Origin of the sequence: Aeromicrobium ginsengisoli, assembly GCF_004134905.2 — a bacterium.
GTDB classification, from domain to species: Bacteria; Actinomycetota; Actinomycetes; order Propionibacteriales; family Nocardioidaceae; genus Aeromicrobium; species Aeromicrobium ginsengisoli.
On the sequence record NZ_SDPQ02000003.1, the window covers coordinates 447,516 to 467,149 of the forward strand.

The following is a 19,634-nucleotide window of genomic DNA, read 5'->3' on the forward strand; positions in this document are numbered from 1 at the left end:
GACTCAGTAGATGACGGTGGGGGGCTGGTTGGGCGCCTGGACCTCTTGGACCGGCAGGACCTGACGCATACGCATCGAGAATCCGTTGCCGAGCGTGTGGCTCTCGCCGCCGACCTCGCCGTAGGTGACCTCCCACGTGACGGTGACGTCAGCGTAGAAGGCGTCCTTGATGTTGGCCGGGATCGGCTTGGTGGCGTACTTGCGGGCCGACGCCGACGACCGCGGGAAGATGATCGAGCAGGCGTCAGCAGGCTGGTTGCGGGGCAGCTCGCCCTCCCGGTAGGGAGCGTCCGCCAAGCACGTCGTCGCCTTGATGCCCTGCTGCTGCGGATTGATGACGACCTTGGTCGCGCGGGCCCGCATGACGACGTCACCGGCCGTGACCTCGCGGTAGGCTCCGCCGTTCCTCGTCTCCTCCATCGGAGTCTGCGTGGCCGGATCCATCCACTGGAACGTGAAGAACGTCGGAATGCCGACCAACGGCGTGGAGTTGGGCCGCGCCACGAGGAACGGCACCGGCATGGGCTTGTTGCGGTCGATCTGGTTCCACAGGAAGTCCGTGATGCCGTTGTGATGGTCGCTCGTGTCGGTGCCGAACGGGACGAACACGATCGACAGCGAAAGTGTGCGGTTGGGGCCGCCGTTGTAAGTGTCGAAGTCGATGTTGTCCAGGCAGGTCATCAACATGAACCGGCCCTTGTCGGGGTTGGCGTTGTAGGGCTCCTTGACCGTCGGCGGCAGCTCGCTGTAGCGGCACTGCTGGAACTTCTGGTCGCCGTACTTCTCCCGCAGGGTCTTGGTGTCGCCGCCGCCGAACGTGTTGCAGTACATCCCCATGCCGGTGCCGTTGGCATACACCGAGCACGACGTCGTGTCGGTCTTGAAGTCGTCGACCTGCGTGCGGGTGCTGAGGTCATCCTGCTCGGGATCTGGGTCGGTCACGACCGGATCGCAGAACTGAGGCGTGGCCTGCGAGCATTCACCAGCGTTCGCGGGGGAGGTCATCAGACCGGCGGCGCCCAGCCCACTTGCAAGCAGGACGGCCGCCATCGCTCGCCGAATCGTCATCATGCGGGTGCGCCTCCTGAGCAATAGCCCTTGAATGTGTCCTTCGTGATGACCCATCGACCGTCGACCGACTTCAGCTCGACGTTCTCACGACTCCACTTCTCGGCTGTCTTGGCGACGAGCGAGCCGTTCTCCTTGCGGAGCGCGTAGGCCGGCGCCCACAAGCACGTCACCAGCGTGGCCTTGGATCCTGAGATTCGGGACTGCTGAACCTTGGCCGGGATCCTCGGGGTCACGTGCCAATCGTTCTTCCAGACGTACGTCTGGAGATTGCGGACGTACTGGCGAAAGATGGGCTTGCTGTATGCGGTGCGCATGCCGGGCAGGACCTTGCGGTTGTTGCTCGACGCACTGAATGCCTCGGTCGCCTGCTTCCACGCGAGCACAGCGGGATCATCGGCATGGGCGTCCCAGTTCTGGATCTCGACCGTCACGCCGTCGGCACCCTTGGGCTGCGTCGGTGTGGTCGGCGTGGGTGACGCCGTTGTCCTGGTCGGCTTCGGGTCGGCCTTGTCGTCGTCGCTGCCGCAGGCAGACACGCCCAAGAGCAGCGCCAGCACTGCGACGCTGGCCACCAACGATTGCCGACTCACGAAAGATTCCCCCCGGACATCCTGTTGCAGAACCCCATCAGCATACCGAGAAATGAACAGGGCCGGTAAACGAACCAGTCGCCCCCGAACCGCCATATCGCCGGGACCTCGGCAAGGCCTCGGTCGGCGGTGCAAGCAGGGGTGGGTGAAGGAGCAGGTTCAGTCCGGCTTCTTGCACTCGTCGGGCTTGTCCTTGTCGTCCTTGTCGTCGTCGGGCTTGTCCGTCGGCGTCGGCTTGTCCGTCGGCTTGGGGGTGCACGGCGTCACCTCGACCTCGGGTGGCGTGGGCGGCGCCGTGGCGGTCGGGTTGCCGGTTGCCGGGGGCGCGACCGAGGGCGGTCCGACGGTGGGCACCTTGCCGCTGTCGGGCTCGGAGATGCCGCTGACCGGGCGCGCCAGCGCAGCGCCGGAGGCGTTGAGCACGGACTTGCGGATCATGCCGAGGAGGATCGCCTTGATCCTGATCTGGGTGGACACCGTGACGGCATTGAACGCACCCCCGGGATCGTCGATCCGGGTGATCTCGGCGCGACACTTCACGAGCTGCGAATCGGCCGCCATCGCCTGCTGGCAGTACTGCTGGGCCGCCCTGAGCGCGTCCTCGGGCACGAGGTCGAGGCGCGGGTCGGCGACGTCGATCGCCTGCGCCCCCGCCCGGGCCGCCTCCTGCGCGTAGGCGACGGCGCGGCCCTTGGCGTTGAGCTGCCGCCCGCCGTCGACGACCAGCGCTGCCAGCAGGATGATCGCGAGCGACACGATCACGACGAACGGTGTGATCGAGCCGGTCTCGTCGCGGCGCTTCATCGGTAGCCCCGGTAGCGGTCGAGCGGACTCGTGAACGTACGCGTGATGTGGACCGACTTGAGCGGCAGGGCGGCGAGATCGCTGAGGTCGAGCGTGCAGTGCACCGTCACCGAGACGGTGTCGATCGCCAAGGGGTTGTTGGGATCGGGCAGGTCGAACGCGGTCTTGCTCAACACCGGCGGGTCGGCCACCGCAGTGTCGCGGCACGACGACGGCGCATCGGCCATGGCGTCGGCGATGACCTCGTTGACGGTCTTGGGGACGTCGGCGCGTACGTTCTGGGCCGTCGCCGCGCGGGCCGCGTCGCGGGCTGCCTGGTCGACGAGGTTCTCGGTCTGGGCGTAGCGGCCGAACGCGATGATCAGCATCATCAGCGCCAGCAGGAACGGGGCGACGATGACCAGCTCGAGGCTGGCCGAGCCGCGGTCCTCGCGCCTCACGGCGAGTCCCTCGTGTCGCCCCTGAACTGCTCGAGCGTCGCCTCGGAGGACTGCTGGATCTCGACGGAACCGCCCAGCGGAAGCACGGCGTCACCGATCACGAGCATCGTCACGCGCCCGGTCTTGGTGTCGATCGAGCCGACCGCGGTGACGTTCTTGAGCCGGCCGATCTTGGTGGCATAGCCCTCGGTGACGTCCTCGGCAGCGTTGACGAACGCGCGCGGGTCGGAGTTGTTGCCGGCCAGCCGCAGGTAGGAGACGCCCTCGCGCGACGCCGACTGCGCGGTGTTGCGCGCATAGAGATAGAGACCCGCCTGGATGATCGTGAAGATCAGGAGCAGGAAGACCGGCGCGATGATCGAGAACTCGACCGCGCTGGTGCCGCGCTCACGACGAACGCGCAGCTCAGGTGTTGGAACCTTGCTGGATCTTGTTGGAGTTGTCCTCGACGACGCCCTGGATGACCTTGGCGACCACGAGCGCGAGGACGACGACGACCGCCGAGATGATGGCCCACTCGATCGCGGAGGCGCCGCGCTCGTTGAAGCCTGCACGTCGTGCCCGGTCTGCGCGGGCGTGGACGTACGCGATGATTGCCCTGGCGTAGAACAGTTCTGCTGACACGAAATCTTCCCCCGACGCATGGAAACCGTCGCCTACCTGAGCTGGCTGACGGCTGGATAGGCCAAGAATACCAAGAACGCTATGCACATCAGCAGCTGTGCCATCAACATCGACTGCGAGCTCTCGCCAGCCGCTCCCTCGATGTCGACCATCTCCTTGCGACGCATGCTCTCGGCCCGTGCCATGAGGGACAGGCGGATCCTCGCGCCCTCGTCACCGGCCAGGGCGAGGGCCGACGCCAGGTCGCGCAGCTCGTCGACGCCGAGGTCACGGCCGAGCCTCGCGATGCCCTCCCACGGGGTCCAGCCCATGATGCGGGCGTTGGACAGCGCCTGGCGCATGCGCACCATCGCCCAGTGGTCGCCGAACGACGACGCCGCCATGAGCGCCTCGGGGAGGCCTCGTCCACCGGCGAGGTTCATCGCCACGAGATCGAGGAATGCGCCGGTCACGTGACGGAAGTCGCGGCGACGCGACTCGGCCTCGCGGTGCAGGGTCAGGTCGGGCAGGAAGAAGGCGAAGATGCCCGCAATGAGTGCGAACACGATCGGGAGCCCACCGTTGCCGCCGAACCCGAACAGGAAGACCACGGCGGGGAACCAGATGAACGCGGTCAGGCCCAGCAGTGCCTTGGTACCGAGGTGCGTGGTCATCGGCCGGTTCATGACCGCGAGATCCTCACGCGTACGCATGAGCTGCCAGCCGCGAGCCGAGACCTCGGCCTCGATGCGCTCGCCGACGGTCTCGCGGATGCGCTCGAGTCGGCCGTCGGCGCCCGCCCCGGCAGCGCTCGCCGTGAGCGACCGACGTGAATGGCGCGTGCGGTCGAGCCTGCTGAGGGTCGCGGCGACACCGGGCACAGGACGGCTGAGCAGCACCACGATGATGAGGATGCCGGCGCCGACGCTGGCGCCTGCGAGCAGCTCGAGGATCATGCTTCCGGCACCTTCGTCGTGGGGGTGATGAGGAAGCGTTCGGGCTCGCTCACACCGGACAGGCTGCGGAGCCAGAACACGCTGAGGCCGAAGACCGCGAGCACCACGGCCAGGACCGTCTGACCTTCGACGGTGCCGTAGGGCTTGACGTACTCGCGGTTGAAGAGCACGAGCAGGGTCGCGACGCCGGCGATGACGCCCACGACGACCTGGACGCTGCGGCGGGTGCTGCGCCGGCTCGACTCCACCCGGCGACGTACGTCGAGCTCGTCGCGGGCCGAGCTGGCCAGCGCCGTGAGGACGTCACGCAGGCCCGGACCGCGGAGGCGGGCGTTGAGGATCAGGGCCGCGACGACGAGGTCTGCGGACGGGTCGTCGAGATCCTCGGAGAACTTCATGAGCGCGTCGGGCAGAGGTTCGCGTACGCGCAGGCGGTCGACCAGGAGGTTGAGCGCGGGGCGGATCGACGGGGCGGCGTTGACCGCGGTCGCCGGGATCGCCTGCTCCAGGCCGACGGCACCGGCGATCGTGTCACGAAGAGCCTCGATCCAGCCTGCGAGCCCTTCGATGCGGGCGATCGCCGCTCGTTCGTGGCGGGCGCCGCCGAACACGCGGTCCCAGAAGGCGACCAGCGCGCCGAGCACCACGGCGAGGACGACCCAGCGGGTCAGCGCGAGGATCACGACGCCCACGAGCGCTCCGGCGAGCAGCTGCTGCCCGCGGCGCCGGGTCGTACGCGAGGACACCCTGCGGCGCTGCGGCGTCGCGCCCTCGACCGTGCCGGACTCCCCGCCCCGGAGCGCGAAGACCAGGAGCACGCAGCCGAGGCCGAGCAGTGCTCCCGTCGTGACCGCGAGGGGTATCCGGTAGTCCTCCAACATGGTCTAGGTCCACCTGCCGTGGACCATGGGCTGGTAGCCGTGGTCCTGGAGGTCGGCGATGCAGCCGATCGGCGAGTGCGGCACGGCCCGGCCGTCGCCGTCCGGCGCGAACACCTCGTTGGACAGCACCTGGCCGTCGTGACCGACGACCTCGCGGATGCTCTCGACGACACGGACCTGTCCGCCGCCGGTCGCGTGGTCGTTGTGCTTGCGGATGAACACGACGAAGTCGAGGGCGCCGGCGATCAGCATCGTCGTGGCCTCGAGCGGCAGCCGCTCGCGGCTCTGGATCGCGTAGGTGCCGATGCGGTTGAACACCTCGAGCGAGGAGTTGGCGTGGATCGTCGACAGCGAGCCGTCGTTGCCTTGGCTCATGGCGTTGAGCATCGTGACGATCTCGTCGCCCAGCACCTCACCGACGATGACCCGCGAGGGGTTCATGCGCAGCGAGCGGCGTACGAGCTCGGCCATCGAGACGTGGCCGAGGCCTTCGGAGTTGCCGAGCCGCTCCTCGAACGAGACGACGTTGGGGTGCAGGTCCTCGTACTCGCCGAGGCCGACCTCGAGGGCCCGCTCGACGGTGATGAGGCGCTCCGACGCCGGGATCACGTTGGCCAAAGCGCGGAGCATCGTGGTCTTGCCGGCGTTGGTCGCTCCGGCGATCATGATGTTCTTGCGCGCCTTGACCGCGGCGGTCAGGAACGAGCCGATCTCGGGCGACATCGTGCCGTTGGCGACGAGCTCGTGCAGGAACACCCGGCCGAGGCGCGCCTTGCGCACCGAGATCGACGGTCGCGCGCACACGTTCATGACGGCGGACAGACGCGACCCGTCGGGCAGCCGGAGGTCGAGCTGCGGGTTGGCCGAGTCGAACGGCCGGCTCGACAGGCCGGTGTGGGCGGCCAGGACCTGGACCAGCTCGACGAGCTCGTCGTCGGTCTCCGCGACGGGCGGGTGACGCTCTTCACGCCCGTCGGCGTACTGGACGAACACGTGGTCACAGCCGTTGATGTCGATGTTCTCGACGTCGGGGTCGGACAGCAGCGGCTCGAGCCGGCCGACGCCGAACAGTGCCGAGTGGATCGCGGAGGCGACCTGGCCCTCGATGTCGGCCGGGATCGGCGAACGGCCTTCGGCGACCTCGTAGCGGGCGTGGTCCTCGAGGACCTGGATGATCAACGACCGGGCGTACTCGCGCTCGTCGTCGACGTTCATCGGTGCGACGCCGCTGATCTGGTCGCGGCGACGCTGCTCGTTGAGCCTGTCGGCAACCTGGCCGCGGAGCGCACGGACGAGGTCGTGGTCGATCATGAGGCAACCTCCGGGCTGGACTGCTCGACCGGCCGGAACGCGCCCATCGTGCGAGCCGCGAGCTCGTCGACGATCGGCTGCGCCGAGCGTACGAGCTGCGTGCGGGCGGGATTGCCGACGACCTGGCCCAGGAAGAAGCCGGCCCCGGTCTCGTCGGTCGCCAGGTGGTGGACCGCCGCGACCGGCGTCGCTGAACGCTCGATGGCGTCACGGATCTCGTTGACGGTGCGCGAACGCTTGGGAGGCGCGACCACGACGACATAGATCGGCGCACCGGCGGCCCCGCCGAGCGTGTCGCTGACCTTGCGCAGGCGCTCGCGCAGATGCACGACGCTGCTCGGCACGGTGTCGACGAGCATCACCACTGCCGATGCCGAGGCCAGCAGGGCGTTCTGCGGCGTCTCGGCTCCGATGCGGCCGAGGTCGACGACCGTGTCGGTGCCGGGGAGGTGCGCGAACAGCAGGCCGAGCTGGCCCCACTGGCCCAACCCCGACGCCTGCTCCGGCGCCGTCATGCCGGTGACGACGTCGAGCCCGCCGACGATCTGCTCGACGTGCTGGGAGACCAGCTCGGGATAGAGCGACTTGCGGCCGGCGGCCACGAGGTTGAGCAGGCCCGGGTTGGGATCGAGCGGCTCGCCGTCGATGCCGGGCATGCGCAGCGCGACGTCACCCCCCGACGGGTCGCACTCGACCATGACGCTGGGCCGCGGCCACAGGGCGGCGAACAACAACGCCGCCGTGGTCACGCCGGGCGATCCCTTCGCCGAGGCAACGGCAACCATTCCCATGCGTCAGGCCTCGCAGGTCTGCTTGACGAGGGTGCTCTCGCCGCCGATCAACGCCGGCGTGATGGACCTGTCCTCGATGCCCTGCGACACGACCGATAGGCACGAAAGGTCGATCGACACGACGATCGCGACCTCGTCGCCACCCGAGCCGGCGATCGCTCCGCCCTGCTCGTCGCCGACCGAGATCAGCTCGGCGCGCACGGTCTGCCGCTTGCCGCCGTCGGACGTACCGATGTCGAGCGCGAGCTGGTCACCCGACTGCAGGCCGCTGATGAACGGCGACGCGTCGACCGTGACCGTGAGGCGGGTCTGGTTCTCGCTGAGGCCGGACTTGTCCGAGACCATCGAGCGCATCAGCACCGTGCCGGGCAGCAGCCGGGCCGCGGCGGACTTGCCCACGATGCTGTCGGAGTCCGACGACGGGACGCCGCCCTTGAACCCTTCGGGCAGGCTGACGCGGGTCAGGTCGTCCTTGGAGATCGTCGCGCCCTGGGCGACCTCCTGGTCGACCTGGACGAAGTACGAGCGGTTGCCCGACTGGATCGCCAGCCAGGCCGAGGCCAGCGCGCCGCCGAAGATCAGCAGGACGGCGAGGCCGATCAGGGCCGGACGGGACTCCCGGGTCGAGGGGAGCCGCGAGACGGTGGCCTGGTTCGCGCTCGGTCGTGCCATGTGGTGCACCTCTCGGGGGTATCTGGTCATCCTCGAGGGACAGCAGGATCCGTCCCCCGACGTGGATCTCGGGACAAACGGTACACGGACTCACGTATGCCGCTTGACGGCGGACGGCACCGTCAGCGAGAGCTCTTGGGGCCGGGCGTTGCAGGAGCTGAGGACGGCGTGCGGTCCTGTTGCTGCTGTTCCTTCTTCTCGTTCGCCTCGGTCTTGCGGAACGCCTCGGTCACGGCGAGGGCTGCGACGATGACCGCGACGACGATCAACCCGACGACCAGCGCCGGCCAGACCCGGCGGTGCTCGCGCCAAGTGCGACGGCTGCCGTGCAGCAAGGCCGACCGCAGCTGCCGACGCCGCATCGCGTCGGCCTCGAGGACGTAGCGCTCGGCGTTGGGCGTGTTCTGCATCGCCGACCGCGGCCCGACGGGAGGCGGCCGGTGGCCGTCCTGCTCAGTCATGCCTCGACCTGCGACCGGCCACGAGCCCGGCGACGCGCAGCATCGCCTCGCGGGTGGCCGGGCTGACATGTGCCGGGTCGTACGCGTGACCGCTCTGCAGGTGCGGATCGGGTGGGACGACGACGACTGCAGCGCCGGGTGCTCCGCCGAACTCGCGCTGGGCGTCGCGGTGGGACTGCTCGTGGGAGCAGACGACGACATTGATCGCCGATGCGGCGGCCTGGGGGTTGACGACCTTGATGCGGTCGAGCGCCGCCCGCAGGGCGTGGACGCCGAGCTCGCCCGGGCTCGTCACGACGACCACCTGGTCGGCCCTGGCGAGAGCCGAGTGGCCACCCTCGCCCGCTTCGTCGCCGACATCGAGCAGGTTGAACGTGTGGTCGGACCGCAACCGGTCGAGGACCCCGGCGACGTCGGCGCGGGTCAGGCCCTGGTCCCAGCCCGATCCGTCGACGAGTCCCAGGCCGGTGGCCGCGGCCGGCGGCGTGGTCGCCTCGACCTCCGACAGCATCGAGGTCACCGTGCGCGGCTCCGCAGCGCCGAACGTACGCCCGAGGGACGGCGAGCCCTGTTGGACATCGACGACGACGCTGTGGTCCTCACGCATCGCCATGAACGCTGTGCCGACGCCAACGGCGATCGTGGTGCAGCCCACACCGCCCTTGCCGGCGACGAAGGCGATGATGCGGCGATCGGTCTGTCGCTGGCGGATCGCGTCGACGGCCTGGCGCTCACCCTGGACGGCCAGCGCTGCGTCGGGCGTCGTGAGTCCCTTGGCGACGGTGCGCAGCAGGCGACCGGTCTGCCGGGGCGCGGGTTCGGGCGTGCCGGTGCGCGACAGCAGCTGCTCGGCGGCCGACGGCGAACGTACGGAATCGTCCGGCACCGGCTCCGGCTCAGGAGGCGGCGCGTCGAACTCGGGACGGATCGGCACGACCCGTGCTCGCGGCTCGTCGACGTCATCCGGCTCCGCGCGTGGCGGCGTGCGCGGCTCGGGATCGCCGAGGCCGAGACTGCGAGGGTCGATGCCCATGCGGCTGAGATCGCTGGCTGCAGACTGCGCCTGACGGCGATCACGCAGCGACTGGTCGGGCTGGTCCTGGTCGTCGTCGGACATCAGAAGACCCCTCCCATCTTCTCGTAGATGCCGAGGGCACCGAACAGCACGACGAGGAGGTCGACCACGACGAGGAACTCGACGACGTTGAGCCAGCGCTTGACCCGGGCCCGCGTGATCTCGGACATCTGCAGCGTCGACAGCGCAACCGCCGCCAGCAACACCAGGGCGATGGCGACGACGAGCCACGGCGTCGTGGACTCCTCCTCGACGGCGAAGCGGACCGCCGCGAACACGACGACCGCGATGCCGGCAACGCGCAGCGGCAGCATGTGCGGCGTACGGGAGAACAGCCGTGACCGGAGGATGGCTGCGGCAGCCAGCGTCAGGGCCAGCGTGCGGTCCCACGAGCTGCCGGCCAGGTCGAGGGCGATGCCGCCCCACGCGACGACCAACGAGATGCCGACGAGCGAGCCGATCAGGACCGCGTTGCTCGCGCGATAGCGGGCCCGCAGCGTGACGAGGTCGAGCCGTCCGACGTGGCGTACGCGGTAGTCCGCGCTGGCCAGACCGCCGACCGACAGCGACACCAGTGGGATGACGCCGACGACCATGAGGACGACGACCGGGAGGATGCGGCGGTAGTGGTCGACCGGGACGTCGGTCCAGCCGACGATCGCATAGCTGAGCCCCGCGACCAGGACGACGGCGCCGACCGCGAGGTGGCCGGTCGCTGCGGGAGTCAGGAGGCGGGCGATTCCGGCGACCAGGGCGACCGACACGACGGTGATCGCGAGGACCTCCCAGCTGTCGACGTCGGCGCGGTCACCCAGCACCGCCCCCGCAAGGGCGGCGAACACCATGGCGCCGGCGGCCGCGACCTGGGCGTCGACGACGCGCGCGAACCGGGAGGACCACCAGGTGACGAACAGCAGGATCGCAGTCGTGAGCAGCGTCGCGGTCGGGGTGACGACGTCATCGAGGCGGCCACCCTCGTCGAGCTGTCCAGCAGCCCAGGCGATCACGCCGAGCGCAGTCAGCACCGCGACGCCGAGGATCACCGTGAAGGAGCGCGTCGTCAGCGTCGACCAGACGCCGCCCGACGCGTCGACGCTGTCCTCGACGGTGTCGCGTACGTCCTCGACCGCCACCGGGCGGACGTCGTCGTCCTGCGCCCGCAGCTCGAGGATGTCGCCGTCGAGCACGCCGGCGTCACCCAGCGTCTGCGCCAAGGACAGCGAGGCGCCACCCAGGTGGGCGAGGGTCCAGCTCGTCGGCGAGCCGTTGGTGTTGTCGGGTGCGGCGTAGCGCATGACCTGCGGCAACACGTCGGCCAGCGGCAAGGCATTGGGGAGCGCGAGGTCGATCGTACGATCGGTCGTGACGACCGTGACCCGGCTGTATGCAGTCAGCAACGGTCAACCCCCTTGACGTCACGGTATGCCAGTGGCCGCACCTTGCGGGCTCGAGATGGCGCTAGCGAGCATATCGTTGACCCACGCCACCACACATCCGCTCATCGAACCCGGGGACTCATGACGACTGCACTGGTGAAACGTCCGGCCCGCATCGAGCCACCCAGCACGCAGTCCGCGCCGCTGTCGATCGAGGCTCCGCCCATGAAGGGCCAGGCCGCGCCGGCGATGGCCGGCGCCAGCATGATGATGATGCCGATCATGAGCGGCACCGGCTCGGTCACGGTCGCGATCACACAGCGCGGTCGGCCCATCGTGGCGGTCGCGGCGCTGCTGGCACTGATCGGGTCGATCGCGATCGGCGTCATGATGATGATCAGCCAGCGCAGCGGCACCAAGCGCCAGGTGCGCGAGGGCCGGGAGCGCTACCTCGACTACATCGAGGCGCTCCGTCACACGGCCCGCGACCAGATCGCGAGCCAGCGCGCCGAGCAGGCGTGGCGCTACCCCCGCACCGACGAGCTCCTCGACATCTGCCGCGACGACACCCGCCGCTGGGAGCGTCGCCCGTCGCACCTTGACTTCCTCTCTGTACGGCTCGGCACGGGCGAGGTCCCGCTCGCCTCGGGCCTGACCCTCGATGCCGACACCGGCCCCCTCAACGACTTCGACCCCGTGTGCCTGCAGGCGGCTCAGGAGCTGACCCAGCGCTACTCGTCCCTGCGCGCCCAGCCCATCACGCTGAACCTGCGCGACATCGGCCAGACCAGCGTCATCGGCCGGCCGTTCCAGCGCCGAGCCCTGGCGACCAACCTGGTCCTCCAGCTCGCGACGCTGCAGAGCCCCAACGACGTCGAGATCGCGCTCGTACGTTCTGACGACACCGCCGCCGCCTGGGACTGGATCAAGTGGTTGCCCCACACGCAGTCGGGCAGCGCCCTCGACGGCGACCTGCCGGCGCGACGCGTGACGTCGGACGTGCCGGCGATGGCCGAGCTGCTGGCCCCCGACCTCGAGGCCCGCCTCGACCGGGCCCAGCGATCGCGTGGTGGCTCGTCGGCACCGTCCTCACACCTCGTCGTGATCGTCGACGGCGAGGGCCTGCAGCCCGGGCAGCACCTCACGTCGCCCGACCCGCAGGTGTCGCTCGCAGCCCTCGGCGTGCACGTCGTGTCGCTGCTCGACTCCGCTCGGCACGAGCCCGAGTCGGTCAACGAGCGCATCGAGCTCGGTGACGACGGCTCGGTCGTCCTCGACTCCCGCGAAGCGCCGTTCACCCTCGACATCGCGCCCGAGGGCGTCGCCTCCTCCGTCGCCCGGGTCCTGTCGGCCCTCCGCCTCACGATCGAGGACGCGAGCGACGACGGGCTGACCGACACGGTGGGCCTGCCCGACATCCTCGGTGTCGCCGACCCCGCCAGGCTCGACCTCGTACGCTCCTGGCGGCCGCGAGCGCTCCGCGACCTCCTGCGGGTCCCGATCGGTGTCGGCGCGACCGGCAACACCGTCGTGCTCGACCTCAAGGAGTCCGCGCACGGCGGCATGGGGCCACACGGACTGGTCGTCGGCGCCACGGGTTCGGGCAAGTCCGAGATGCTCCGTACGCTCGTCAGCTCCCTCGTCATCGGCCATGGTCCTGACCGGCTCGCCCTGATGCTCGTCGACTTCAAGGGCGGTGCGACGTTCGCCGCTATGGAGCACATCCCGCACATCGCGGGCATGATCACCAACCTCCAGGACGATCTCACCCTCGTCGACCGCATGCGCGACGCGCTCTACGGCGAGATGCAGCGCCGCCAGGAGATCCTCAAGGATGCCGGCAACCTGCCCAACGTCACGGTCTACCAGGACAGCGTCGACGCCGGCGAGGACCTCGAGCCGCTGCCGCACCTGCTGGTGATCGTCGACGAGTTCTCCGAGCTGCTGACCGCCAAGCCCGACTTCGCCGAGCTGTTCGTGGCGATCGGGCGCATCGGCCGATCGATCGGCGTGCACCTGCTGCTCGCGACCCAGAAGCTCGAGATGGGCAAGATCCGCGGCCTCGAGTCGCACCTGTCCTACCGGATCAGCCTGCGGACGTTCTCCGAGGGCGAGAGCCGCGACGCGATCGGCGTACCCGATGCATTCCACCTGCCGCCGGAGCCGGGGTCGGGCTACCTCAAGGTCGACACGACGGTGTTCGACCGCTTCAAGGCCGCACTCGTGTCGTCGCCGTACGTGCCGCCGAGCGACGGGCCCAAGACGTCGGTGCCGGTCGTCCCCTACGTCGCGGTCAACGGCCTCGGTGCCTGGATCGCCGCCCAACAGGCCGCGCTCGACGATCTCGACGGCGAGATGCGCGTCGACAAGGCCACCTCCAACGCGACGGTCCTCGACGTGCTGTGCGACCAGATCACGGCGTCGGGCTCGGCGCAGGTCCGGCCGGTCTGGCTCGAGCCGCTGCCCGCCAAGCTCGCCCTCGGTGAGCTGCTCTCGCTCGACGACACATCCGACCCCACGACCTGCGTCGCGGTGCTCGGCCAGGTCGACGACCCCGGCCACCAGAGCCAGTTCCCCCTCGCATGGGACTTCACGGGCGGCGGCGCCAACCTCGTGATCTCCGGATCGCCCCAGACCGGCAAGTCGACCCTCATCCGTACGTTGATCCTGTCGATGTCGATGTCGTACGCGCCGGGCGACGTCATCTTCTACTGCATCGACTACGGCGGAGGGTCGCTCAGCGCGTTGCAGCGCGTCCCTCATGTCGCTTCGGTCGCGGCCCGGGTCGATCCCGAGCGCATCAGCCGCACCGTCAACGACGTACGCGCAGCCCTCAACCACCGCGAGGCAATGTTCCGCGAGCACGGCCTCGAGTCGATGGCCGCGTTCCGCCGCGCTCGCGCCGCCGGCACCGTGCCTGACGACGAGCCCGGTGACGTCTTCCTGATCGTCGACGGCTGGGGCACGTTCCGCGACGAGTTCGACGACCTCGACTACGCGATCGCCGACATCGCCGCCCGTGGCACCAACTTCGGCGTGCACGTCATCGTCACGGTCACCCAGAACATGCAGGTCCGCATGCGCATGCAGGGCTCCATGGGCGGCCGGCTCGAGCTCCGCATCAACGACGCGTACGACTCGGAGTTCGACCGCAAGGTCATGGAGCAGATCCCCAAGGATGCCAACGGCCGGGGCATCACCGGCACCCGCAACTCGGCGCTGCTGTTCCAGGCCGCGCTGCCGGTGCTCGAGGTGCCGGACGCATCGGCCGACGACACGGCCCAGCAGACCCTGATCGACGCCGTGCTCGCCAAGTGGGGCGACCGCAGCGTCACCAAGGTCGAGGTGCTGCCACGCCTCGTCACGCTGGCAGACCTGCCCCCGGTCGAGCTCGGCGACAAGGGCGTCCTGGTCGGCATCTCCGAGCTCAACCTCGGACCGGCCGAGATCGACATCTTCGGCGCCGACCCGCACCTGCAGGTCTACGGCGACGGCGAGACCGGCAAGTCCAACCTGCTCAAGCTGCTGATCCACAACCTGGTCTCCAGCCACACGGCGGACGAGATCGGCATCGTCGTGGTCGACTACCGCCGCTCGCTGCTCGACGTCGTCCCGGAGGACTACCTCCTGACGTACGCGACCGGCATGGAGCAGGCGGCTGCGATGGCGGCCGACGTCGCCGGCGCCATCCGCGCCCGCGTACCCGGCCCCGATGTCACGTCCGAGCAGCTGCGCAACCGTACGTGGTGGTCCGGCCTCGAGGTGTTTGTCATCGTCGACGACTACGACCTCGTCGCCACGTCCCAGGGCGATCCGCTGGCGGCACTCGTCGACCTCCTGCCGCAGGGCCGCGACCTCGGCTTCCACCTCGTGCTCGCCCGACGCACGGGCGGCATGTCGCGCGCCGTGTTCGAGCCGATGATCCAGCGCCTCATCGACCTCAGCGCACCGGGATTCATGTTCTCCGGCGACCGCCTGGAGGGCCGACTCGTGGGCGGCCACCCATCACGCAGGCTGCCCAAGGGACGGGCCATGTACGTCACCCGGGACGGCGCCACGTCGTTGGTCCAGACCGCGCGGGTCGACGATGACCAGCAGGGCAGTTGAACCGTCCACTATGAGCAAGGATGTCGCAAATCTGGTCCATGCCATATCCTGAGAAAACTGACTGACTCAAACAGGGGGTAATTCACGATGACTTCAGATCGCGTATCACTGTCCGAGGGCTATGAGGGCGCCCTCCAGCAGAACAAGAACCTCGCCACTGAAGGCGAGAACGCGCACGGCCTCTCCAAGAAGCAGCACAACCACACGGCTGACCTGCTGGGTCAGAACAAGGGTGCGCTCGCGACGCAGGCCGGCAACGGCTCGACCGCCGCGGCCAACAGCCTCTCGGCCGGTGCGCTGATGCACACCAACAACGCTGCTGGTGGCGCCGACTACCTGCGCCGCACCGCCGGCCACGAGGACACGGCGTCGCACGACCAGGCCGGCGAGTCCCGCAACGTCGAGAACTCCGCGTCCGACCTCACCGCCAAGATCAACCGGGCCTGACAGCCCCTTTCCGACTTCAAGGAGACATCATGAGTGATCAGCTTCGCGTAGACCGTGGGTCCGTCCAGCAGCACGTCGACGACACCCGCTCCAACATGGCCAACTTCCGCGAGACCGGTGAAGGTGCCGATCGCCAGCAGGCCCACCTCCAGAACCAGATGGAAGGTGGCGTCGGCTCCGACCTGCAGGCCCAGACGCGCTCGGTCAGCCGCCACCACGGCGAAGAGATCGACACCAACGTCAACAAGCTCGCCGGCAAGACCTCGGAGAACACCGACGAGTTCATCGCCAACGTCCGCAGCGCGGCCAACAAGTCGCTCAACACGATCAACTGAGGCTCGCCATGGGTGGATCCAGCGACGTCACCGGCGTCGAAGTCGGTCAGCTGCACAAGGTCGGGACCACGGTCTCGGGACGCTCGACGTCGGGTCATGCCGCGGCGAAGGGACTCAAGGAAGGCCTCGACAGCGCGTCGGGCGGCCTTGGGCACCCCATCGTCGGCACGGCTCTCACGAGCTTCGTGAACGACCACGTGCTCGACGACTCGGGCAAGCTGGGCAACCTGCTCACCGACGGTGGCCACAACGTGTCCAACGTCGCGTCGACCGCGCGCAACAGCGACGAGCAGGGCGGCGCCAACCTCGCGGCGCCGATCAGCACGACCTCTGAGGTCGGCGACCGCATCAACCGCCAGGTCTGACACCGGCTCCGGCCGGTCCGCGGACCGCAAAGTACGACACTGACGCCAACGGGACGCACGTCTCGTTGGCGTCAGTCATTCACTGGAGAAGTGGCAACGAGTCACCCTGTCGCATGCCGGGCCGACGGGGCCGAGGGCTACTACTAGACTGATCGACAGACATGCCGAACACGGGGGTATAGACATGGTCGCGCGGACTGATGGACCGTTCGAGTACTGGGAAGTCACGGGCGATGCCGTGCGTTCTGCGGCGGAGGCGCCCGGTTCCAACGCCGACGTGATCCAGTCGCTGGCCGGCGAGCTCGAGGGCGACGAGACCCGCGCCGCCAACGCGATCGAGGGCGACATCGAGGCGGGGGTCACCGCCAACACCACGGCCGCCAAGACGACTGCTCAGAACCTCGCCGCCAAGGGTCAGTACGCCGTCGGCCTGCTCAAGCAGTTCGGCGCCGACGTCGACACGTTCGACACCACGGTCAACCAGATCAACATCGACTACAAGACGCGCTACGACAACACGATCTTCGGCATGCACCACCAGCCGGAGTACCGCACCGGCGAGGAGACGATCGACTACGCCGCCGTCGCCGCCTCGATCAAGGCCGACCTGATGGCGCGCTACCACAAGGCCGAAGGCGTCATCGACGACGCCGCCGACACCATCGCGTCGATGTTCAAGCAGGGCCCCACTGACGCCAACGTCAAGGAGCTCATGATCGCCGGGCTGATCCCGCTCAGCGCTGCGAGCGTGTTCCCGGGCGTCACGCTGACGGACTCCGAGAAGCAGCAGGCGCTCGCCAACACGATCAAGGGCATGACGCCGGAGCAACAGGCGCAGTACGTCAAGGACCACAAGGAGATCGACGCCAAGACCGCTGAGGTCATCTCCCCCGAGGCCCAGAAGATCCTCGCCAGCGACGTCGCCGACGACATCAAGAACAAGACGATCGACGCCGAGTCCGTACGCATCCTGGGCCTGATGCAGAACTCGGCGCCGTTTGCGCACGCGTTCTACAGCCAGGTCACACCCGATCAGATGACCGGCGCGATCGAGAAGCTCTCGAGCGAGGCCTACCCCAACGGCCCGTTCCACGCCGGCGTCGGCAGCACGGGCGCCGATCCGCTCGACAAGGGCAAGATCGACCTCTACAAGAACTTCCTCTCCGCGGCCGGCGGAACCCTCGCGACGTACTCCAAGGGCACCGGCGAGTACGCACCGCCCGCCGACGCCGGGATCACGTGGGGCAAGGCGATCACCGACGAGGACCACCCCCAGAACGCCGGCGCGCTCAGCCTGCTGCTGCGCGAGGGTGGCGAGAACCACGAGTTCGACGGCAAGTTCCTGTCCGACGTCGCCGACACCGTCTACACGTACGAACGCGACCACGAGGACGACCAGCCGTGGGGCTCGCGCGGCTCGCAGGTCATCGACCCCGACGCCAAGATCGGCAACAACGACGACAACATCTGGGGCGTCCGCAGTTTCGACGCCATGGCGAACGTCCTCGGCGCGATGAAGGAGAGCCCCGACGCGGCACAGATGTTCTTCGCCGACGGCTACCCGGACGGCGACACCTCCAAGGACAACAGCCGCCTCGAGTACCTCCTCACCGAGCGGTCGTTCAGCAAGGACCTGGCCGACTGGAAGTCCGGCGACGAGGGCGACGGGCTGGGCCTGGCGCTCGAGGCGGCGACGATCGGCCACGACACGCGCAACCAGCTCGGCGCCGACCTCGCCTCCGACGCGTTCACGATCATCGCCGAGAAGAGCGGCAGCGGCGACTCGGGCTGGAGCCCGGTCGACGGCAAGTGGCACACCTGGCCGGGCCTGACCGACAGCCTCGGCACGATCGCTGCGGGCTACGTCGGCGACATCTACGACACGATCGACAACAACCCGCCCGGCGACGGCCCGCACCTGCAGATCTCGCAGGAGAACCTCGACAAGCTGCTCGGCGAGATCGGGCGCGGCGAGGACAAGAGCGGCATCGAGACGCTCACCGCGGCGGCCGTCATGGAGGGCAACAACCGCATCGGCGAGCACATCCGCGACTGGCAGGAGGACCACCCCGGCGAGCCGCTCACGATGGAGGCGTTGTCCAAGTCTGGCCTGGGCAGCCTGCTCGAGGGCCGGGGCTCGACCAACGGCGAGATCCTCAAGCACCTGCTCGACAAGTCCGTGCTCGTCGACGTCGACGACGAGAAGCTGGCCGAGACCCGCGCGGCCTATGTTGCCAAGGCGTTCGACATCGCCACGAGCTTCGCTCCCGGCGCGGACAAGGTCTTGAGCGCGACCGCGAGCGAGGTCAGCAAGACCACCTACGACACGCTCAGCGGCGAGGCGCTCAGCCTGCTCGGCGACAAGGTCAGTGCGGCGCCGGACGCCCTCTCGACGAAGTACACCGAGGACCAGACCAAGGCACTGCCCAACCAGATCGAGTACGGGCTGGTCAACCAGCTGCACCAGAGTGGCTACCTCGGCAAGCAGGGCGACTACGCGGGCATACCCGACTCGTTGCTGACCGGGCCCGAGGGGCACCAGACCATCCGCCCCGATCTCTACGATGCCGACGGCATCGAGAAGTTCGACACCAAGGGCCTCACCGCCGCGCAGGTGGCACAGATCAAGGAGGACTGGCGCACCTGGCAGGAGAGCGATCCTCGCGCGTTCTCCGAGACGCTCAGCGCCTCGGTCCTCAACGGATTCGATCGCGCGGTCCGCGAGTGACCCTGCACCCCCGCCTGATCCACAGCCTGCGGACCGCTGCAGTCGTGCTGGTCATCGGCACGGGTCTCGCCGCCTGCGACGGTGGCTCGGACGGCCCCAAGCCGCCGATCGACTCGACGCTCGTCGACGGCAAGGTCTGTGGCCTGTTCGACCCGGATCTCGTGAAGTCCGTCATCGGGCACGACGAGATCAAGGTTCGCGGCACCGGCATCGGGGACGTCACCAAACGGACGGACGACACGATCGACTGCGACGTCGTCGATGACCGACGAGTCGCGTCCACGATCCAGGTGATCGTCGCAGAGCAACCTGACGCGAGCGATCACGCGTCGACCGAGACGATGCTCACGAACGAGCTGGCGGGCAAGACCGACTGCTCGCAGCCCGCCAGCATCACCGAGCTCGGTCCGGGCTACGTCTGCACACGGGAGGACGGCCAGGTCCAGCTGAACGTCCTGCTCCCCAAGCGGCTGGTGCGGCTCTCCTATCAGCCCGGCCCCGATGCCAAGGGCGACGCCACCGCGACCGCGGTCAAGCTGGTCAAGGACGTCGACGCCAACATCGACGCGTACGACAAGAAGCACGCTGGCTGACGTCGGCCGCCGTTCGCGGAGGTCGATA

At 68.8% G+C, this 19,634-nt stretch carries 20 protein-coding genes; 6 read left to right on the forward strand and 14 right to left on the reverse strand.

The window, feature by feature from the left end; genetic code table 11:
• Positions 1–3: 3 nt before the first annotated feature.
• The 14 genes from ESP70_RS15310 to eccD form a co-directional block, all read right to left on the reverse strand.
• Positions 4–942 carry a hypothetical protein gene (locus ESP70_RS15310; RefSeq protein WP_149690185.1) on the reverse strand — a complete coding sequence of 313 codons (939 nt, stop codon included), beginning with the start codon at positions 940–942 and terminating at the stop codon, positions 4–6.
• Positions 943–1,067: 125 nt separating this feature from the next.
• Positions 1,068–1,661, reverse strand: coding sequence for a hypothetical protein (locus tag ESP70_RS15315; RefSeq protein ID WP_149690186.1), 594 nt, complete (start codon positions 1,659–1,661; stop codon positions 1,068–1,070).
• A 159-nt stretch (positions 1,662–1,820) separates the two neighbouring features.
• Positions 1,821–2,465, reverse strand: a complete 645-nt coding sequence (locus ESP70_RS15320) for a Tad domain-containing protein (RefSeq protein WP_149690187.1) — start codon at positions 2,463–2,465, stop codon at positions 1,821–1,823.
• Complete coding sequence (locus ESP70_RS15325) at positions 2,462–2,905, reverse strand: TadE family protein (protein ID WP_149690188.1); 444 nt, start codon at positions 2,903–2,905, stop codon at positions 2,462–2,464. The genes ESP70_RS15320 and ESP70_RS15325 overlap by 4 nt, the downstream gene beginning before the upstream one ends.
• On the reverse strand, positions 2,902–3,309 hold the full coding sequence (locus ESP70_RS20465; RefSeq protein WP_246162086.1) for a TadE/TadG family type IV pilus assembly protein: 408 nt from the start codon (positions 3,307–3,309) through the stop codon (positions 2,902–2,904). The genes ESP70_RS15325 and ESP70_RS20465 overlap by 4 nt, the downstream gene beginning before the upstream one ends.
• A 1-nt stretch (position 3,310) precedes the next feature.
• The gene (locus ESP70_RS15335) at positions 3,311–3,529 is read right to left on the reverse strand and encodes a hypothetical protein (RefSeq protein ID WP_056210787.1); all 219 of its coding nucleotides are present in this window, start codon (positions 3,527–3,529) and stop codon (positions 3,311–3,313) included.
• 32 nt (positions 3,530–3,561) lie between these two features.
• Entirely contained in the window at positions 3,562–4,464 is a 903-nt protein-coding gene (locus ESP70_RS15340) for a type II secretion system F family protein (protein ID WP_149690190.1), read from the reverse strand.
• Positions 4,461–5,345 (reverse strand): type II secretion system F family protein, encoded by an 885-nt coding sequence (locus tag ESP70_RS15345; RefSeq protein ID WP_149690191.1) that lies wholly within the window; start codon positions 5,343–5,345, stop codon positions 4,461–4,463. Before ESP70_RS15345 ends, ESP70_RS15340 begins: the two co-directional genes overlap by 4 nt.
• A gap of 3 nt (positions 5,346–5,348) precedes the next feature.
• Positions 5,349–6,656: a TadA family conjugal transfer-associated ATPase gene (locus tag ESP70_RS15350; protein ID WP_149690192.1), complete on the reverse strand. Its 1,308-nt coding sequence runs from the start codon at positions 6,654–6,656 to the stop codon at positions 5,349–5,351.
• Positions 6,653–7,447 (reverse strand): CpaE/TadZ family protein, encoded by a 795-nt coding sequence (locus ESP70_RS15355; RefSeq protein WP_149690193.1) that lies wholly within the window; start codon positions 7,445–7,447, stop codon positions 6,653–6,655. The genes ESP70_RS15350 and ESP70_RS15355 overlap by 4 nt, the downstream gene beginning before the upstream one ends.
• A 3-nt stretch (positions 7,448–7,450) precedes the next feature.
• On the reverse strand, positions 7,451–8,119 hold the full coding sequence (locus ESP70_RS15360; protein ID WP_188110658.1) for an SAF domain-containing protein: 669 nt from the start codon (positions 8,117–8,119) through the stop codon (positions 7,451–7,453).
• A gap of 122 nt (positions 8,120–8,241) precedes the next feature.
• On the reverse strand, positions 8,242–8,580 hold the full coding sequence (locus tag ESP70_RS20200; protein WP_188110659.1) for an ABC transporter permease: 339 nt from the start codon (positions 8,578–8,580) through the stop codon (positions 8,242–8,244).
• Positions 8,573–9,697: a CpaE/TadZ family protein gene (locus ESP70_RS15370; RefSeq protein WP_149690195.1), complete on the reverse strand. Its 1,125-nt coding sequence runs from the start codon at positions 9,695–9,697 to the stop codon at positions 8,573–8,575. The genes ESP70_RS20200 and ESP70_RS15370 overlap by 8 nt, the downstream gene beginning before the upstream one ends.
• Positions 9,697–11,052 carry a type VII secretion integral membrane protein EccD gene (eccD, locus tag ESP70_RS15375; protein ID WP_149690196.1) on the reverse strand — a complete coding sequence of 452 codons (1,356 nt, stop codon included), beginning with the start codon at positions 11,050–11,052 and terminating at the stop codon, positions 9,697–9,699. Before eccD ends, ESP70_RS15370 begins: the two co-directional genes overlap by 1 nt.
• Before the next feature lie 120 nt (positions 11,053–11,172).
• Here eccD and eccCa point away from each other — a divergent pair, with 120 nt between their 5' ends.
• The 6 genes from eccCa (at position 11,173) to ESP70_RS15405 (ending at position 19,606) form a co-directional block, all read left to right on the forward strand.
• Positions 11,173–15,138, forward strand: coding sequence for a type VII secretion protein EccCa (gene eccCa / locus ESP70_RS15380; RefSeq protein ID WP_149690197.1), 3,966 nt, complete (start codon positions 11,173–11,175; stop codon positions 15,136–15,138).
• Positions 15,139–15,225: 87 nt separating this feature from the next.
• Entirely contained in the window at positions 15,226–15,585 is a 360-nt protein-coding gene (locus ESP70_RS15385; protein ID WP_149690198.1) for a hypothetical protein, read from the forward strand.
• Between the two features lie 29 nt (positions 15,586–15,614).
• Positions 15,615–15,920, forward strand: coding sequence for a hypothetical protein (locus tag ESP70_RS15390; RefSeq protein ID WP_149690199.1), 306 nt, complete (start codon positions 15,615–15,617; stop codon positions 15,918–15,920).
• 8 nt (positions 15,921–15,928) lie between these two features.
• Entirely contained in the window at positions 15,929–16,285 is a 357-nt protein-coding gene (locus ESP70_RS15395; RefSeq protein ID WP_149690200.1) for a hypothetical protein, read from the forward strand.
• Positions 16,286–16,469: 184 nt separating this feature from the next.
• Entirely contained in the window at positions 16,470–19,013 is a 2,544-nt protein-coding gene (locus tag ESP70_RS15400) for a hypothetical protein (protein ID WP_149690201.1), read from the forward strand.
• Entirely contained in the window at positions 19,010–19,606 is a 597-nt protein-coding gene (locus tag ESP70_RS15405; RefSeq protein WP_149690202.1) for a hypothetical protein, read from the forward strand. Before ESP70_RS15400 ends, ESP70_RS15405 begins: the two co-directional genes overlap by 4 nt.
• Positions 19,607–19,634 lie beyond the last annotated feature (28 nt).